Consider the following 17,303-nt stretch of genomic DNA (forward strand, 5'->3'; position numbering starts at 1 on the left):
TCTTAATAAATGGTTATGTTTATAGTTTTTATATTCAAGTTTTACGCTTCATTTCTGTAGTTCAGATTTAAATTTATAAGAATATTTTTTTACGACTTTAGTCTAATAAATAAAACCAAAAGCTCGAAATAGCTTGATTTTACTCATCACTATTGGTCATACCAATTGTGGTGGTTATTTAATGATTGATCTTGCTAATATCTGTGTTTATGATGCGATCTGTGGTTTAAGGAACAACATTTGCACTTAATTTTTAATTGGTCATACCAATTGTGTTAAATGTTTAAGAATTTAAGGTACAAAAATTCGCCCCGGCATTTCAAGGAGATGACAATGCTCAATATGTGGCAACAACTTTATGACCCTTTAAATAATATTTGGCTGTCCAGCGCGGTTGCATTAATCCCGATTATTTTCTTCTTTTTGGCATTAGCAGTTTTTCGTTTAAAAGGCAGTATCGCGGGTACGGGCACAGTCATTATTGCATTATTGATTGCTCTCTTTTTCTATCAAATGCCGGGTCAAATGGCCTTTGCGTCAATCATTTACGGTTTCTTCTATGGTCTATGGCCAATTTCATGGATCATTATTGGGGCAGTTTTTCTATACAAAATTTCGGTAAAAACGGGACAGTTTGAAGTTATTCGCTCAAGCATTTTGTCAATTACCGAAGACCAACGTCTACAAATGTTATTGGTTGGTTTTGCTTTTGGTACTTTCTTAGAAGGAGCAGCAGGTTTTGGTGCTCCTGTCGCAATTACGGCTGCACTCCTTGTAGGTTTAGGCTTTAAGCCACTTTACGCTGCTGGTTTATGCTTGATTGTAAATACCGCGCCAGTGGCATTTGGTGCAATGGGTATTCCAATTATTGTGGCGGGGCAGGTTTCTGGTGTAGACACTATGGAAATTAGCCAGATGGTTGGTCGTCAGTTGCCGTTTTTAACGCTGATCGTACTGTTTTGGATCATGGCGATTATGGATGGTTGGCGTGGTGTTAAAGAAACTTGGCCTGCTGTATTAGTGGGTGGTGGCGCTTTTGCGATTGCCCAATATCTTACATCTAACTTTATTGGCCCTGAATTACCAGACATTACTGCTGCAATTGCTTCATTGGTCAGCCTGACTGTGTTGTTCCGTTTCTGGAAACCAAAACATATTTTCCGCTTTGAACCTGAAGCTGGCCAAACTCTAATTCAGCAACCTACAACGGTTCAACGTTACAGTATTGGGAAAATTGCTAAGGCATGGTCTCCATTTGCCATCTTAACAGTCATGGTGACCATCTGGAGTGTTAAGCCATTTAAAGCATTATTTGCAAAAGATGGTGCTCTTGAGCACTGGATTTTTAAACTTGAAGTACCGTACTTGCATAAATTGGTCGAAAAAATGCCACCGATTGTGGCAGAGATGAAGCCATACGAAGCGATTTATAAGTTTGACTGGTTCTCTGCAACAGGTACGGCAATTTTTATTGCTGCAATCATCACTGCTATTTTCTTGAAAATGAAAGCAAGTGAGGCAGTAACGACTTTTGGTGAAACAATCAATGAGTTGAAAACACCGATTTACTCGATTGGTATGGTGTTGGCGTTTGCTTTCATTGCGAACTATTCAGGTTTATCTGCAACTTTAGCTTTGGCTCTATCGCATACGGGTCATGCGTTTACTTTCTTCTCGCCATTTTTGGGCTGGCTGGGTGTGTTCCTTACGGGTTCAGATACATCTTCAAATGCTTTGTTCTCGGCACTACAGGCGACTACGGCTCAGCAAATTGGTATTCCAGAAGTGTTATTGGTGGCTGCCAATACCAGTGGTGGTGTGACAGGTAAGATGATTTCTCCGCAGTCGATTGCGATTGCGTGTGCAGCGGTAGGCTTAGTTGGAAAAGAATCTGACTTGTTCCGTTTCACGGTAAAACATAGCATCATATTCACTGTCTTTGTTGGCATCATTATTACGGTTCAGGCTTATCTGGTTCCGTGGATGATTCCATAACTCCAGTGAAGGAAACGCGATGAGAATCTCCGATCAAGTGGTCATGAAATTGCAGGCATTAATTGAAGAGCGTCACATGAAAAAAGGTGACCGTTTGCCTGCCGAACGCCAGCTTGCAACAAGTTTAGGAGTTTCTCGTCCGTCTTTGCGTGAAGCAATTCAACAGCTCAATAGTCAAGGGGTGCTCAGTAGCCGCCGTGGCGATGGGACTTATATTCAGCAATTACCTGAACAGTGGCCACAGCAACTCATTGTGAACCCAATTAGTAACCTGATTGAAGAAGATCCACTCTACCGTTTTGATGTACAAGAGGCGCGGTTATTGCTTGAGGGCGGCACGGCATGGTATGCCGCATTGCGCTCAACGCCTGAAGATCGCGCCAAAATCCATCATTATTTTAATGAAATTAGTCGCCATCAAAATGCAGGTGACTCAGCACAGGCTGCTGTGGCAGATGCCGAATTTCACTTAGCAATTGCTGAAGCATCTCACAATGTGGTGCTGATTCAAATGATGCGCAGCTTGTTTGATTTGCTGCAATACAACGTCTTGTTAGGGCGTAAAAAAGTTTATAACGACCCAGTCAATGGTGACTTGCTGAGCGAGCAGCATTTTCAGGTGATGGATGCTATTGATCGTAAAGATCCCGAGGCCGCACGCCAAGCTGTCTGCGGTCATATTGAATTTGTGATTAATCATGTGCGTTCTCTGGATGAAGACGAAGCTCGCCAGAAACGTGCAAATCGTTTAAATAGAGTTGATTCAAAATGATTATTTCTTCTGGCAATGATTATCGTGCTGCGGCACAACGTCGCTTACCTCCATTTTTATTTCACTACATTGATGGTGGAGCGTATTCGGAATATACCTTAAAGCGTAACGTACAAGATTTGTCAGAAATTGCATTGCGTCAACGTGTGCTGAATGACATGTCAGCGTTAAGTTTAGAGACAAAACTGTTTAATGAAACATTGTCGATGCCAGTTGCGTTGGCACCGGTTGGTTTAACAGGTATGTATGCACGCCGCGGCGAAGTGCAAGCCGCGATGGCAGCCGACAAAAAGGGCATTCCATTTACGCTTTCAACGGTTTCGGTATGTCCGATTGAAGAAGTTGCACCTGCAATTAACCGCCCAATGTGGTTCCAACTTTATGTATTACGCGACCGTGGTTTTATGCGTAATGCCTTGGAACGAGCAAAAGCAGCTGGCTGTTCAACACTTGTGTTTACTGTAGATATGCCTGTGCCAGGTGCACGTTACCGTGATGCCCATTCGGGGATGAGCGGACCAAATGCTGCGATGCGCCGCTATATGCAGTCTATGTTCCATCCACATTGGTCGTGGAATGTCGGCTTAATGGGGCGTCCGCATGACTTGGGTAATATCTCTAAATATTTAGGTAAACCGACTGGGCTTGAAGACTATATTGGCTGGTTAGGCTCGAACTTTGACCCATCGATTTCATGGAAAGACCTTGAGTGGATTCGTGAATTTTGGGATGGCCCAATGGTAATTAAGGGTATTTTAGACCCTGAAGATGCCAAAGATGCTGTGCGTTTTGGTGCTGACGGTATTGTGGTGTCGAATCACGGTGGTCGTCAGTTAGATGGCGTGATGTCTTCTGCTCGTGCGTTGCCTGCAATCGCTGATGCGGTAAAAGGTGATTTGGCTATTTTGGCTGACTCAGGCATTCGTAATGGCCTAGATGTGGTGCGTATGTTGGCGCTCGGTGCCGATACGGTTTTACTTGGCCGTGCATTTGTGTATGCCTTGGCAGCAGCTGGTGGGCAAGGGGTGTCGAACTTGCTTGATTTGATTGATAAAGAAATGCGTGTTGCGATGACGCTGACGGGTGCTAAGTCGATTTCGGATATTAACGCGGATTGTTTAGTACAGGCGATGAAACAGAGTTTTTAAGAAATAACTTTATTAAGTGAAGCAATAAGCACAGCCTCAAAATTTGGTGATTTGCTAATGTTTTACGCACAGGCATTGGTTACTTTTGAAAGGTTAAAAGTAACCAAAAACCTTTGTTTCGATGACGGTACGTCCTTGCTACCGCATCGAAACGGCGACATCCCTGCCGCCAACCACGATAGTAAATATAGGGCTGATTCACATTAGAGAATCAGCTAATTAAATTATAAATTACAAACGGTAAGATACCGTCGTGTTGGTCTAATTTGATAAATGGATGACCAAAAGGAAACCATCATGCAAACATTTTCTCCTCAAGTAGTGATCGAACGTTTACAAAACATTGTAGGGCGTTCGCATGTTTTGACCGATGACCAAAGTACGCGTCAGTACCGTCAAGGTCGTCGTTTTGGTGAGGGGAAAGTGCTTGCTGTAGTGGTGCCAGGCACATTGTTAGAGCAATGGCAGGTGCTACAAGCTGCAATTGAGGCAGACTGTATTGTGATTATGCAGGCAGCCAATACAGGACTTACAGGTGGTTCAACCCCATATGGTGATGATTATGATCGTCCTGTTTTAGTCATGAGTACGCGTAGATTAAAGGGCATTCAGGTCATTCATGACGGCAAGCAAGTGATCTGCTTACCCGGCGCGACCTTAGACAATTTAGAGCAAATTTTAAAAGGCTATGATCGCGAGCCACATTCAGTAATTGGTTCATCGTGTATTGGAGCATCGGTACTGGGTGGGGTGTGTAATAACTCTGGTGGTGCTTTGGTACGCCGTGGTCCTGCGTATACTGAACTGGCGTTATATGCTCAGGTGAATGCTGCTGGTCAATTAGAATTGGTGAATCATTTAGGGGTGAATTTAGGTTCGACTCCTGAAGAAATTTTGACTCGATTAGAGAAGCAGAAATATCAAGCCGTAGATATTTTAGATGATAGCGAAAAACAGGCATCGGACCATCGCTATGCCCATGATGTGACTCAAGTCGATGAAGATACGCCTGCACGTTTTAATGCAGATCCGTCACGTTTGTTTGAGGCTTCGGGTTCGGCGGGTAAAGTTTGTGTATTTGCCGTGCGCCTTGATACCTATGAAAAAGTAGAAAGTAATGTCTTTTATATTGGTACTAATGATGCCAATGATTTAACAGCGATTCGCCGTTATTTACTCACCTCACTACCAAGCTTGCCGATTGCAGGTGAATATATTCACCGAGATGCTTATTTAATTGGCGAAAAGTACGGGAAAGACACGTTTTTGTTTATTGAGAAATTTGGCACAGCCAATGTTCCAAAAGCTTTTGCGATGAAAGATAAAGTCGATGGCTTTTTAGAACGATTTAAAATTAAAGGCTTAACAGACCATATTTTGCAGGCGATTACCTTCTTTTTACCGAGTCATTTACCGAAGCGTATGACCGAATATCGAGATCGTTATGAGCACCATTTAGTGCTACGTGTTGAAAATAATTCAAAAGCTCAGACCGAGCAGTTTTTAAAAGAATATTTTGCAGTACATCAGTCAGGTCACTATTTCGTATGTAGCGAAGAAGAAGGACGAAAGGCCTTCTTACACCGTTTTGCGATTGCAGGGGCGGCAATTCGTTATCGTGATACGCATCATAGTGAAGTTGAAGATATTGTGGCGCTTGATATTGCGTTACGTCGTAATGACCGTGAGTGGGTAGAGCAACTGCCTAGCGAAATGGAAAATAAAATCCTCCATAAACTCTATTATGGGCATTTCTTTTGTCATGTATTCCATCAAGACTATATTCTTAAAAAGGGCCATGACCCTTTAGAAATGGAACATCAAATGTGGAAATTACTCGATGCGCGCCGTGCTGAATATCCAGCAGAGCATAATGTTGGGCATCTCTACATTGCCAAGCCTGCTTTAGCCAACTTCTATCAAAAACTTGACCCAACCAATAGCTTTAATGTGGGGATTGGACATACCTCAAAACTGAAATATTGGGGCAAAGCTAAATCGTAATATCGAGACATTAAAAAAGGCGCCGAAGCGCCTTTTTTTGTAGATGTCTTATGCAGCTTCTACAGATTTAGCAAGTACTTCTGCAACTGCTTTAGCAACAGTGTAAACATTGTTCATGTTTAAACCTGCTACACAAATACGACCACTACGTACTAAGTAGATTGCATATTCTTCACGCAAGATATCCACTTGCTCAGCAGTTAAACCTGTGTAACTGAACATACCTTTTTGGTTTACAAGGTAACTAAAGTCACGGTCTGGTAGTGCTTTAGTGAGTTCGTCTTTCAAGATGCTACGCATTTTAATAATACGCTCGCGCATCTCTTTTACTTCGCCTTGCCATTGTTGGTTAAGTTCAGCGTCATTTAACACTTCATCAACTAACCAAGCACCTGTAGTAGGAGGGCTAGAGTAAATACGGCGTACAGTCGCTTTTAACTGACCGAATGTGCACTGAGCAGCTTCTGCATCGTCACATACGAAAGTTAAGCCGCCAACACGCTCGCCATATAAAGAGAAGATTTTAGAGAACGAGTTGCTCACAATGAAGTTTAGACCCGCTTGGTCTAAAGCACGGATTGCATACGCATCTTCTTCCATACCGTCACCAAAACCTTGGTAAGCGATATCTAGGAATGGAATAAGGTTACGATCTTTTAATACTGCAATCACTTGATCCCACTGCGCTGGGTTTAAGTCAGCACCCGTTGGGTTGTGGCAGCATGGGTGCAATAACACAATGCTTTGCTCAGGCAAAGTTTTAAGTGTTGAAAGCATACCGTCAAAATCTACACCACGCGTTTCGTTATCGAAATATGGGTAGAAATGAGTTTTGATGCCAGCGCCATTGAAAATCGCAACGTGGTTGTCCCAAGTTGGTTGGCTTACCCAAACGTCAGAATTTGGGAAATAAGTTTTTAAGAAATCCGCACCAACTTTCAATGCACCTGAACCACCAAGCGTTTGGATGGTTACAGCACGGCCAGCTTTAACTGCTGGGCTGTTTGCACCAAATAAAAGTGCTTGAATTGCTTCACGGTAAGGTTTGAAGCCTTCCATTGGCAAATAAAGTTTGGTTTTACCGTTTTTAGGCTCAATACGCTTTTGCGCTTCAATAATGGTCTCTAACTGAGGAACAATACTGTCTTCGTTATAGTAAAGACCAATACTCAAGTTCACTTTTCCAGAACGAGTATCAGCGTTGAACTGTTCCATTAAAGATAAAATTGGGTCGCCTGCGTATGGGGGGATATGTTGAAACATCAAAAAAGTCCTTTCATTCAACAATATGCATAGTGCTGGGTTTTTTCTGTCTCGAAAAATACGCCACAACTATGTCGATGTTCAATAATGTATCAATAAAGCTACCGTGAAGCACCTGATAATTTCACTAATATCGATATTTTCTGGATGAAAATGATAAAAAGATTTAAAAGAAATTACGGTAAATAGATACTAATTTATAACTCATGCTTTCATTCAAGCAGATTGTCTACAATCTTGCTGTAATACATTGGTTGTAGACTAAAGTTTGAAACAAAAGATTAGCGGTCGAAAAGCAGCTAAAAAAGTGCCATAAATCTATAGGTAAAACAATATTAAATAACTGTTTTACAAGTACTAATTGGTAAGTGGTTTAATGGTTTAAATATAAGGTGAAATAACAGGTCAAACGATAAAAATTGACCTGATGCGTTCTGTAAAGTGTCAACAATCACCTTGATTTTTTTCATTCATACCGCTATAAAAGCCATAATTGATTAAAAATTGTCGACAATATGCAAGATTTGACCTACGCACCAGAGCCATTACAAAGTCAGGGAAGAACACTGACCGAGAATGTATTTAAACAAATACAGACGGCGATCGTTTTAGGTCAAATTCCGGCAGGTAGCAAAATTTCTGAGCCTGAGTTGGCTAGGACTTATGGCATTAGCCGTGGGCCATTGCGTGAAGCGATTCATCGCCTTGAAGGGCAACGTTTGGTTGAGCGAACTGCTCATGTGGGTGCACGTGTGGTTTCGCTCTCCCTGCAACAGTTTAAAGAGCTTTACCAAATTCGTGCGTCTTTAGAGGGTTTGGCTTGCAAACTTGCTGCACAGCATATTGATAAAAAGCAAATTTTGGCGCTACGTGATGTTTTGCGTATGCACGCTGAAGATGAAAACTTTAAAGCAGGTAAAGGATATTACTTGCAAGAAGGGCAGGATGATTTTCACTACTGCATTATCAAAAGTAGTGGCAATAAAACCTTAGAAAAAATGCTATGTGATGAGCTTTATCACCTCATTCGTATGTACCGAATTCAGTTTTCAAACACACCCGATCGACCGAGCAAAGCTTGGGACGAACATATCCGTATTTTAGATGCAATTGCAGAAGGCGATGGAGAACTTGCCGAGCTGCTTATGCATCGACATATCAATGCCTCTTACAAAATTATTGAGCAAACACTGCTACAAGCACAAGGAGAACATAACAATGGCTAAACAATCCGCAGGTCAGCTATTTCGCGATGCCGTAGCCCAAGAAAAGCCATTACAAGTGGTTGGAACCATCAACGCCAATCATGCACTTTTGGCAAAACGTGCAGGTTATAAAGCGATTTACTTATCAGGTGGTGGTGTAGCCGCTGGTTCTTTAGGCTTACCTGATTTGGGAATCAGTAACCTTGATGATGTGTTGACCGATGTACGCCGTATTACCGATGTATGTGATCTTCCATTATTGGTCGATGCTGATACAGGTTTTGGTGCTTCTGCATTTAACATTGCGCGTACCACAAAAGCACTCATCAAGTTTGGTGCTGCGGCAATGCACATTGAAGATCAAGTGGGCGCAAAACGTTGTGGTCACCGTCCGAACAAAGCCATTGTGACTCAAGAAGAAATGGTTGACCGTATTAAAGCTGCGGTCGATGCGCGTGGTGATGACAGCTTCGTAATTATGGCGCGTACCGATGCACTGGCAGTAGACGGTTTGCAAGCTGCAATTGACCGTGCAGGTGCTTACATTGAAGCGGGTGCAGACATGTTGTTCCCTGAAGCAATTACCGAGCTTGATATGTACAAGCAATTTGCTCAGAAGACTGGCGCACCAATTTTGGCAAACATTACCGAGTTTGGTTCTACACCACTGTTTACCACTGAAGAGTTAGCATCTGCTGATGTAAGCCTTGCGCTTTATCCGCTTTCTGCTTTCCGTGCGATGAACAAAGCTGCCGAAACTGTGTATGAAACCTTACGTAAAGAAGGCACGCAAAAGAACGTGATTGATATTATGCAAACGCGTAAAGAGTTATATGAACGCATTAATTACTATGCGTTTGAAGACTACTTAGACAACGCATTTGCTAAAAAGAAATAAGAAGTGAAAACGGTACGAATCCGTCGTGTTTAATAAATAAATTCAGATAGATAGGAAAGGACAATCTTATGAGCTCAAATGAAACAACAACAGGCTTCAAACCAAAAAAATCAGTTGCACTGAGCGGACAAGTTGCAGGCAACACAGCACTTTGTACCGTAGGACGTAGCGGTAACGACTTGCACTACCGTGGCTATGACATTCTTGACCTTGCAGTGGGTAGCCAATTTGAAGAAGTTGCTCACTTGCTCGTACATGGCAAATTACCAAACAAAGCTGAACTCAAAGCGTATAAAGCAAAATTAAAAGCACTTCGTGGCTTACCAGCAGCACTGAAAACTGCACTTGAACAACTTCCTCCGTCTGCACATCCAATGGATGTAATGCGTACGGGTGTTTCAGTTCTTGGTTGTTTAACTCCAGAACACGAAGACCATAACGAAGCTGGCGCAAAAGACATTGCTGACAAATTAATGGCAAGCCTAGGTTCAATGTTGTTGTATTGGTATCACTTCAGCAATAACGGTCGTCGCATTGAAGTTGAAACTGATGACGACTCAATTGCAGCGCATTTCTTACATTTACTTCATGGTGAAAAACCATCTGAAGAGTGGATTGAAGCAATGCATACATCACTCATTTTGTATGCTGAGCACGAATTCAACGCATCTACATTTACGTCACGTGTGGTTGCAGGTACAGGTTCTGACATGTACTCGGCAATTACAGGCGGTATTGGTGCGCTTCGTGGACCTAAACATGGTGGTGCGAACGAAGTTGCATTCGTCATTCAACAACGTTACGACAACGCAGACGAAGCAGAAGCAGACATCCGTAGCCGTGTTGAGAAGAAAGAAGTTGTGATCGGTTTTGGTCACCCTGTCTATACAATCTCTGACCCACGCAACGAAGTCATCAAAAAAGTGGCACATGACTTGGCACAAGCACAAGAGAACACCAAGATGTACTTAATCGCTGAACGCTTAGAAGCAGTGATGAAAGATGCGAAAAACATGTTCCCGAACCTCGACTGGTTCAGTGCTGTGAGTTATCACTTAATGGGCGTTCCAACTGCAATGTTCACACCATTATTCGTGATTGCACGTACAGCAGGTTGGTCAGCTCACGTGATTGAACAACGCCAAGACGGCAAGATCATTCGTCCAAGCGCGAACTACACAGGCCCTGAAAACCTCAAATTTAAACCATTGGCGGAGCGTGGTTAATGAACACAAAATACCGTAAACCGCTGGCAGGAACCCAGCTTGAATATTACGACGTGCGTCAAGCCGTTGAAGATATTCAGCCAGGCGCATACGAAAAACTGCCTTACACGTCTAAAGTACTTGCAGAGCAATTGGTACGCCGTGCCGATGCCGAGAACTTAACTGCTTATTTAACGCAGCTAATTGAACGCCGTCAGGACTTGGACTTTCCTTGGTACCCAGCGCGCGTAGTGTGTCACGACATCTTGGGTCAAACTGCATTGGTTGACCTTGCAGGTTTACGTGATGCGATTGCCGACAAAGGCGGTGACCCATCTAAAGTCAACCCAGTTGTACCAACACAGCTCATTGTTGACCACTCTTTAGCAGTGGAATTCGGTGGTGCAGACCCAGACGCTTTTGAAAAAAACCGTGCTGTTGAAGACCGTCGTAACGAAGACCGTTTCCACTTTATTGAGTGGACTAAAACAGCATTTAAAAATGTCGATGTGATCCCTGCGGGGAACGGCATTATGCACCAGATTAACCTAGAGAAAATGTCTCCGGTGATTCAGGCGCGTGATGGCGTGGCATACCCAGACACTTGCGTAGGTACAGATTCACACACTCCACATACAGACGCTTTGGGCGTAATTTCTGTGGGCGTTGGTGGCTTAGAAGCTGAAAACGTAATGTTGGGCCGTGCATCTTGGATGCGTCTACCAGACATTATTGGTGTTGAGTTTGTAGGTCAGCGTCAGGCAGGTATTACTGCAACAGATATCGTACTTGCCCTAACTGAATTCTTGCGTAAAGAACGTGTGGTTGGTGCTTATCTTGAGTTCTTTGGTGAAGGCGCTGACAGCATGTCTGTGGGTGACCGTGCAACCATTTCGAACATGACACCAGAATACGGCGCTACGGCGGCAATGTTCTACATCGACCAAAACACGATTGACTACTTACGCCTAACAGGCCGTGAAGATGCACAAGTGGCATTGGTTGAACAGTACGCAAAAGAAATCGGCCTTTGGGCATCTGATATGACCAAAGCAGAGTACCCACGTGTACTTCGTTTTGACCTATCAAAAGTAACACGTAACATTGCTGGGCCATCAAACCCACATGCACGTGTTTCAACTGCGGACCTCAAAGAAAAAGGCATTGCAGGTGTTGTTGAAAACCGTTCTGATGGCTTAATGCCAGATGGCGCAATCATTATTGCGGCAATTACTTCATGTACCAACACTTCTAACCCACGTAATACCGTGGCAGCAGGTTTGTTGGCACGTAAGGCAAATGAGCTTGGCTTAGTTCGTAAACCTTGGGTGAAATCATCATTTGCACCGGGTTCAAAAGCAGCTGCTCTTTACCTCGAAGAGGCAGGTGTTCTAAAAGACTTAGAACAACTTGGTTTTGGTATTGTGGCTTACGCTTGTACGACTTGTAACGGCATGTCGGGTGCATTAGATCCAGTCATCCAACAAGAAATTATCGACCGTGACTTGTACGCAACAGCAGTACTGTCTGGTAACCGTAACTTCGATGGTCGTATCCATCCATATGCAAAACAGGCGTTCTTGGCATCTCCACCGCTTGTTGTGGCGTATGCAATTGCGGGTACGATTCGTTTTGACATCGAAAAAGATGCTTTAGGTCACGATAAAGACGGTAACCCGATTTACCTGAAAGACATTTGGCCATCTGATGCTGAAATTGATGCGTTAGTTAAAGAAGCTGTGAAGCCTGAACAGTTCCGTAAAGTCTACATCCCAATGTTTGATTTAGGTGTAACTGTAGAGGCCGAAAGTCCGCTTTATGACTGGCGTCCACAAAGTACTTACATCCGCCGTCCGCCATATTGGGAAGGGGCGTTGGCTGCACCACGTACTTTAGCGAACATGCGTCCGCTTGCCATTTTGGGTGACAACATTACGACTGACCACTTGTCGCCTTCAAACGCGATTTTGATGGACTCAGCTGCGGGTGAATATCTTCACAAAATGGGTCTACCAGAAGAAGACTTCAACTCATACGCAACGCACCGTGGTGACCATTTGACTGCACAACGTGCAACATTTGCTAACCCGAAACTGTATAACGAAATGGTGGTTCGTTCAGACGGCACCATTAAGCAAGGTTCAAAAGCGCGTGTAGAGCCAGAAGGCGAAGTAATGCGTATGTGGGAAGCGATTGAAACCTACATGAACCGTAAGCAGCCATTAATTATTGTTGCGGGTGCTGACTACGGTCAGGGTTCAAGCCGTGACTGGGCTGCAAAAGGTGTGCGCCTTGCAGGTGTTGAAGCGATTGTGGCAGAAGGCTTTGAGCGTATTCACCGTACTAACTTGGTGGGTATGGGTGTGTTACCACTTGAGTTTAAACCGGGTGTAAACCGCAAGACTTTAAAACTAGATGGTACAGAGCTTTATAGCGTGATTGGTAATATCGCGCCGCGTTCGACTTTAACTTTAGTGATTGAGCGTGCCACAGCGGATGGTAAAGAAGAGATTCTTGAAGTGCCTGTGACTTGCCGTTTAGATACAGAAGAAGAAGTTTCTGTATATGAAGCGGGCGGTGTATTACAGCGTTTTGCGCAAGACTTTTTAGAAGGCCAAGTGGCTTGATACTTTAGTTAAACATTATTGATATTGTTTTAAAAGCCCTGCTTTAGAGTGGGGTTTTTATTTATTTACGCATAGTTAATTAATTATAAAAAATGACTGCATATATTATATTTTTTAAAATTATTTTATTTTTGTCATCAAATTCTCTTTAACTTACATTAAGATACGCGGCGCTTAGACTTAAATATAAATCACAATAGATTTCTTGGAAAATATCAATGCGTAACTTATTCATTATTTCAATTTGCTCTCTTATATTAACTGCTTGTGGGACGATGCCTTATGTAAGTACAGAGTACCCTCTGCGTGCAGGTTTAATTCAACCTGTGAAGGTCATTGGCAAGGCTGATGTGACCAATGCTCAAACTTCAGATGAACGAGTGATTGTATATTCTTATATGGGCACAAAACTGGACTCTAGCATTAAGTCTATTACAGAAACGATGGTACAACAGACTCAAAAGGAACTATTGAAAAATGGTCAACCTGTTGAGGGTAATGGATCGAAATCGATTGCGATTAAAGTAAATTCATTACGTAGTACCTACACCAATCTGCTTTTCTGGCGCAGTAAAATTAAATTCGAAGCGACTTTAGGAAATGGGCAAACTATTCCATTTACCGTTCCTCATACGAGTGGTGTGTTAGTACAAGATTTAAATGGATGTATTGCAGAAGGGGTAATGACTTTACTCAATGATGCACGTGTAAGAAGCTATTTAGCAGAAAAATAAGAATATAAAAAAAGCCCGACATCCTGTCGGGCTTTTTCGTATTTGGTTGCTAGATATGACTCCTGTCGTATCTCACGCTCCTGGTGCTTGAACCTATTATTGTTGTTTTGTGTTCCGGAACATCCTGTTCCTGTATGAACTCATCATAGGAAAAAAGTGGGGGAGAGCCAATCCGCAAAACCCCTAAAAGTTTGTAGGTTAAAGCATACAAAATGAAATTGTGGAAGACTCTTTAGAAGGTCAATTTGCTTAATACTTAGTCTATAACTGATTGAAAATTATTCTAAAAGGCTCTATCTTGATTATGGGGTTTTTTAATTTTTATAGAGCTGTTTTAGTTTAAAGAGGTGAGGTATTTGAAAAAATGCTGAAAGTCGATTTAATTGATTTTATAAAAAAACATGATGTCATGGAAATATATTACAAATATCTTATTGGGCAAGAGGTATGGTATTTTAAAGATCAAGGGGAAGGCCACAGTGAAAAATATGATGAATTTAAAAAATTTATTTCTAAAAATCTAGATATTCCATTTAATAATATTGCAATTGTAGGAAGTGCTAAAACAAAATTTAGCTTTTCGCCTCGTAAGGAGTTTAAAGAGTTTTGTGAGGATTCTGATCTGGATTTAATTATTGTATCGAAATATTACTATAAAAAAATTTGGAATGCTTACAGGAAAATCGCACAGGAAAATAATTTGTATGGTTTTCAGCATAAAGCAAACAATATTTTTAATGGTTTTATTGGAATCAAAGATACAGATGAAACATATGGTAATGAAGATTTAAAAGAGTGGCAAAGGTTAGTAAGAACGTTTAAGGCTGAATTACAATTAAAATTCTCTGTTAACCATGAAGTTAACTATAGAATATATGCTGATTGGGAGTCGGTTCAAGATTATCATATACGTGGTATTAATAAATTAAAAGAAGGGTTGGTGCAAAGTGAAGTTAATTGATTTAATAGATATTCAGCCGCAGAATATTAAATGGTTATATGATTTAAATGCAAAGGGGTTATTGATTGTTGATGATTCATTTCAAAGAAACTATGTTTGGAATCAGAAAAATCAAATTCAATTGATAGAGTCAGTAATAATGGGTTATCCGATTCCTGAAATTTATGTTTGGAATGTTGGAACTGACGAAAATACAGGTGATACAAAATACTCTATTGTTGATGGTCAGCAAAGAACTGGGGCAATTTTTCAATTTGTTGCAAATCATTATAAGCTCACAGATTCTGTTCTTAATAAAGAAACGGATTGTTATGAAAGAATTAGAAATAAGTTTTTTAAAGACTTAGATGTTGAAGATAAAAAAGCAATTTGGTCATATATTTTTTCAATACGATTAGTTAGAAATAATGTTGCTAGAGATAATATTGTTAAAATGTTTCTCAGACTGAATAGTAATAATTTAACATTAAACCCACAAGAATTACGGAACGCGGAATTTGAAGGGGAGTTTATGAAGGTTGTTTCAACTCTTTCTGAATTAGAATTCTGGAATAAGAATCAAATATTTGGAATAGCAGATAGAAGAAGAATGCGTGATATTTCAGTTATAAGTACACTTTTAGTTTTTATGAAACAAGGTATTCAAGAAGATGTAACTGAAAAAAATCTTAATAAAATTTATGATCTTTATAATGATTTATATCCTGATAAAGAAAATGATATTACTAAGTTTAATCAGCTGATAAATGAAATTGATCAAATTATTGACGAAAATGAAGATAGAAGAAAAGTCCTTAAAAGAAATGTTCATTTTTATAGTTTATTTACTGCTCTTTATGAGTTAATAAGTGATGGTGCAATACTAAGTTCGCAACAATTAAGTAATTATAGAAAATTTCTAGATAATTATGATAATGACGAATTTTTGAAAAATTCTTTTTCAAAAATTATTAGCGAGATTTATCAATATAAATCCTTGTCAAAAGAGGGAACTAGAGATAAAACTAATCGTCTACAAAGACATAATATTGTAAAAAGCATAATCAATTATAATGATTCAACTGATTAATATTCTTTTAATAAATAAAAAAAAGCCCGACATCCTGTCGGGCTTTTTCGTATTTGGTTGCTAGATATGACTCCTGTCGTATCTCACGCTCCTAGTGCATGAACCTATTATTGTTGTTTTGTGTTCCGGAACATCCTGTTCCTGTATGAACTCATCATAGGAAAAAAGCGGGAATTCGCCAATCCGCTAAATCCCTAAAAGTTTGTAAGATAAATCGTACAAATAACATTTTTTGCATTTATGCCATCATCATCGGGCGAAATGGACAATTGACAATCACTCTAACTGGGTTATATTCCTGTTTAATATCTATACGATTATAGGAATGCAATCATGGTAACAGCTGGCGAAAAACCCGGAACAGGCTTCTATTTCTGCGCTCAATGTGGCCAGAGAGTGTTTTTAGAAATTAATACAGATCGTTTACCACCATGCACTAAATGCTATTGCACTGAGTTTAAACGTTAAGAATAAAATAATATTTGCGTTCGCATTTAACAAAAAGCCCTGTCACCCGATGGGGCTTTTTGTTAGTTTAAAATAAGACTTACATAACAAGACCCGCGATGGGCATGAAAAAGGAAACCGTTATGGAAACAATATTGGGTTTATGTATTGGCGTGGGGCTGAGCGCTGCCTGCGGTTTTCGCGTGTTTGTGCCGTTGTTGGTCATGAGCATTGCAACAATGATGGGATGGTTTGAACCATCAAAAGGTTTTGAGTGGTTGGCTATGCCATCGGTTTGCTTGGCTTTAGCTGTGGCAACAGTCTGTGAAGTTGCAGCCTATTATATTCCATGGGTCGATAATGCTTTAGACACAGTCGCGACTCCTGCGGCCATGATTGCGGGTACGTTAACGACCATGGCTGTGAGTAGTGGTGAAATGTCACAGTTCGCAGGTTGGGCGGCAGCGATTATTGTGGGCGGTGGTACGGCAGGTGTGGTGCAAATGAGTACAATCGCTGCACGTGGTGTTTCAACTGCAACCACAGGTGGCTTAGGAAATTTTGTTGTTGCTACAGGGGAGTGGATTGGGGCAATCTTACTTTCGGTTTCAGCTTTGTTAGTTCCTGCGCTTGTTGCGATTGTGGTGGTTATTGCTGTTATTTTGGCAATACGTTGGATACGTCATAAAAAGCAAGAACAGGCACATAGTCCGCTATAGGTTAGCTTTAATATCATTTTTAAATGGCCATAAAAAAAGCCCAACATCCTGTTGGGCTTTTTCGTATTTGGGTACTAGATATGACTCCTGTCGTATCTCACGCTCCTGGTGCTTGAACCTATTATTGTTGTTTTATGTTCTGGAACATCCTGTTCCTGTATGAACTCATCATAGGAAAAAAGAGGGAAGTCGCCAATCCGCAAAATCCCTAAAAGTTTGTAGGTTAAAGCGTACATCGAAAAGTTTCTTGGGAGGT

At 41.2% G+C, this 17,303-nt stretch carries 15 protein-coding genes; 13 read left to right on the forward strand and 2 right to left on the reverse strand.

Going from position 1 to position 17,303, the window contains the following annotated elements; all coding sequences use genetic code 11:
- Positions 1–327: 327 nt before the first annotated feature.
- From lldP to dld, 4 genes are all read left to right on the forward strand, one after another.
- Entirely contained in the window at positions 328–1,995 is a 1,668-nt protein-coding gene (gene lldP, locus AC1PJP_RS09205) for an L-lactate permease (RefSeq protein ID WP_171067784.1), read from the forward strand.
- A 19-nt stretch (positions 1,996–2,014) separates the two neighbouring features.
- Positions 2,015–2,767: a transcriptional regulator LldR gene (lldR, locus tag AC1PJP_RS09210; RefSeq protein WP_002120807.1), complete on the forward strand. Its 753-nt coding sequence runs from the start codon at positions 2,015–2,017 to the stop codon at positions 2,765–2,767.
- The gene (gene lldD / locus AC1PJP_RS09215) at positions 2,764–3,915 is read left to right on the forward strand and encodes an FMN-dependent L-lactate dehydrogenase LldD (protein ID WP_014208065.1); all 1,152 of its coding nucleotides are present in this window, start codon (positions 2,764–2,766) and stop codon (positions 3,913–3,915) included. The genes lldR and lldD overlap by 4 nt, the downstream gene beginning before the upstream one ends.
- A 297-nt stretch (positions 3,916–4,212) precedes the next feature.
- Positions 4,213–5,919: a D-lactate dehydrogenase gene (dld, locus tag AC1PJP_RS09220; protein ID WP_479766863.1), complete on the forward strand. Its 1,707-nt coding sequence runs from the start codon at positions 4,213–4,215 to the stop codon at positions 5,917–5,919.
- Between the two features lie 48 nt (positions 5,920–5,967).
- On the opposite strand, the gene AC1PJP_RS09225 is transcribed toward dld, so the two are convergent.
- A complete protein-coding gene (locus tag AC1PJP_RS09225) occupies positions 5,968–7,182 on the reverse strand; it encodes an amino acid aminotransferase (protein WP_005309021.1) in 1,215 nt (404 codons plus the stop codon).
- 335 nt (positions 7,183–7,517) lie between these two features.
- Complete coding sequence (locus tag AC1PJP_RS09230; protein ID WP_479766864.1) at positions 7,518–7,652, reverse strand: hypothetical protein; 135 nt, start codon at positions 7,650–7,652, stop codon at positions 7,518–7,520.
- 45 nt (positions 7,653–7,697) lie between these two features.
- On the opposite strand from AC1PJP_RS09230, the gene AC1PJP_RS09235 reads away from it, so the two are divergent.
- The 9 genes from AC1PJP_RS09235 (at position 7,698) to AC1PJP_RS09275 (ending at position 17,047) form a co-directional block, all read left to right on the forward strand.
- Positions 7,698–8,408 (forward strand): GntR family transcriptional regulator, encoded by a 711-nt coding sequence (locus AC1PJP_RS09235; RefSeq protein ID WP_014208068.1) that lies wholly within the window; start codon positions 7,698–7,700, stop codon positions 8,406–8,408.
- Positions 8,401–9,285, forward strand: coding sequence for a methylisocitrate lyase (prpB, locus tag AC1PJP_RS09240; protein WP_005071840.1), 885 nt, complete (start codon positions 8,401–8,403; stop codon positions 9,283–9,285). The genes AC1PJP_RS09235 and prpB overlap by 8 nt, the downstream gene beginning before the upstream one ends.
- Positions 9,286–9,353: 68 nt before the next feature.
- Positions 9,354–10,511, forward strand: coding sequence for a bifunctional 2-methylcitrate synthase/citrate synthase (prpC, locus tag AC1PJP_RS09245; protein WP_003655705.1), 1,158 nt, complete (start codon positions 9,354–9,356; stop codon positions 10,509–10,511).
- Positions 10,511–13,117 carry a Fe/S-dependent 2-methylisocitrate dehydratase AcnD gene (gene acnD / locus AC1PJP_RS09250; protein ID WP_479766865.1) on the forward strand — a complete coding sequence of 869 codons (2,607 nt, stop codon included), beginning with the start codon at positions 10,511–10,513 and terminating at the stop codon, positions 13,115–13,117. Before prpC ends, acnD begins: the two co-directional genes overlap by 1 nt.
- Before the next feature lie 218 nt (positions 13,118–13,335).
- Positions 13,336–13,851, forward strand: a complete 516-nt coding sequence (locus tag AC1PJP_RS09255) for a hypothetical protein (RefSeq protein ID WP_111856312.1) — start codon at positions 13,336–13,338, stop codon at positions 13,849–13,851.
- A gap of 364 nt (positions 13,852–14,215) precedes the next feature.
- On the forward strand, positions 14,216–14,812 hold the full coding sequence (locus AC1PJP_RS09260) for a hypothetical protein (RefSeq protein WP_479766866.1): 597 nt from the start codon (positions 14,216–14,218) through the stop codon (positions 14,810–14,812).
- Entirely contained in the window at positions 14,799–15,881 is a 1,083-nt protein-coding gene (locus AC1PJP_RS09265) for a DUF262 domain-containing protein (RefSeq protein WP_479766867.1), read from the forward strand. Before AC1PJP_RS09260 ends, AC1PJP_RS09265 begins: the two co-directional genes overlap by 14 nt.
- Positions 15,882–16,214: 333 nt before the next feature.
- Positions 16,215–16,349 (forward strand): zinc ribbon-containing protein, encoded by a 135-nt coding sequence (locus AC1PJP_RS09270; protein WP_004640417.1) that lies wholly within the window; start codon positions 16,215–16,217, stop codon positions 16,347–16,349.
- Positions 16,350–16,471: 122 nt separating this feature from the next.
- Positions 16,472–17,047 carry a DUF4126 domain-containing protein gene (locus AC1PJP_RS09275; RefSeq protein WP_479766868.1) on the forward strand — a complete coding sequence of 192 codons (576 nt, stop codon included), beginning with the start codon at positions 16,472–16,474 and terminating at the stop codon, positions 17,045–17,047.
- Positions 17,048–17,303 lie beyond the last annotated feature (256 nt).

The sequence above is a fragment of the Acinetobacter sp. V116_7 genome (assembly GCF_056735735.1).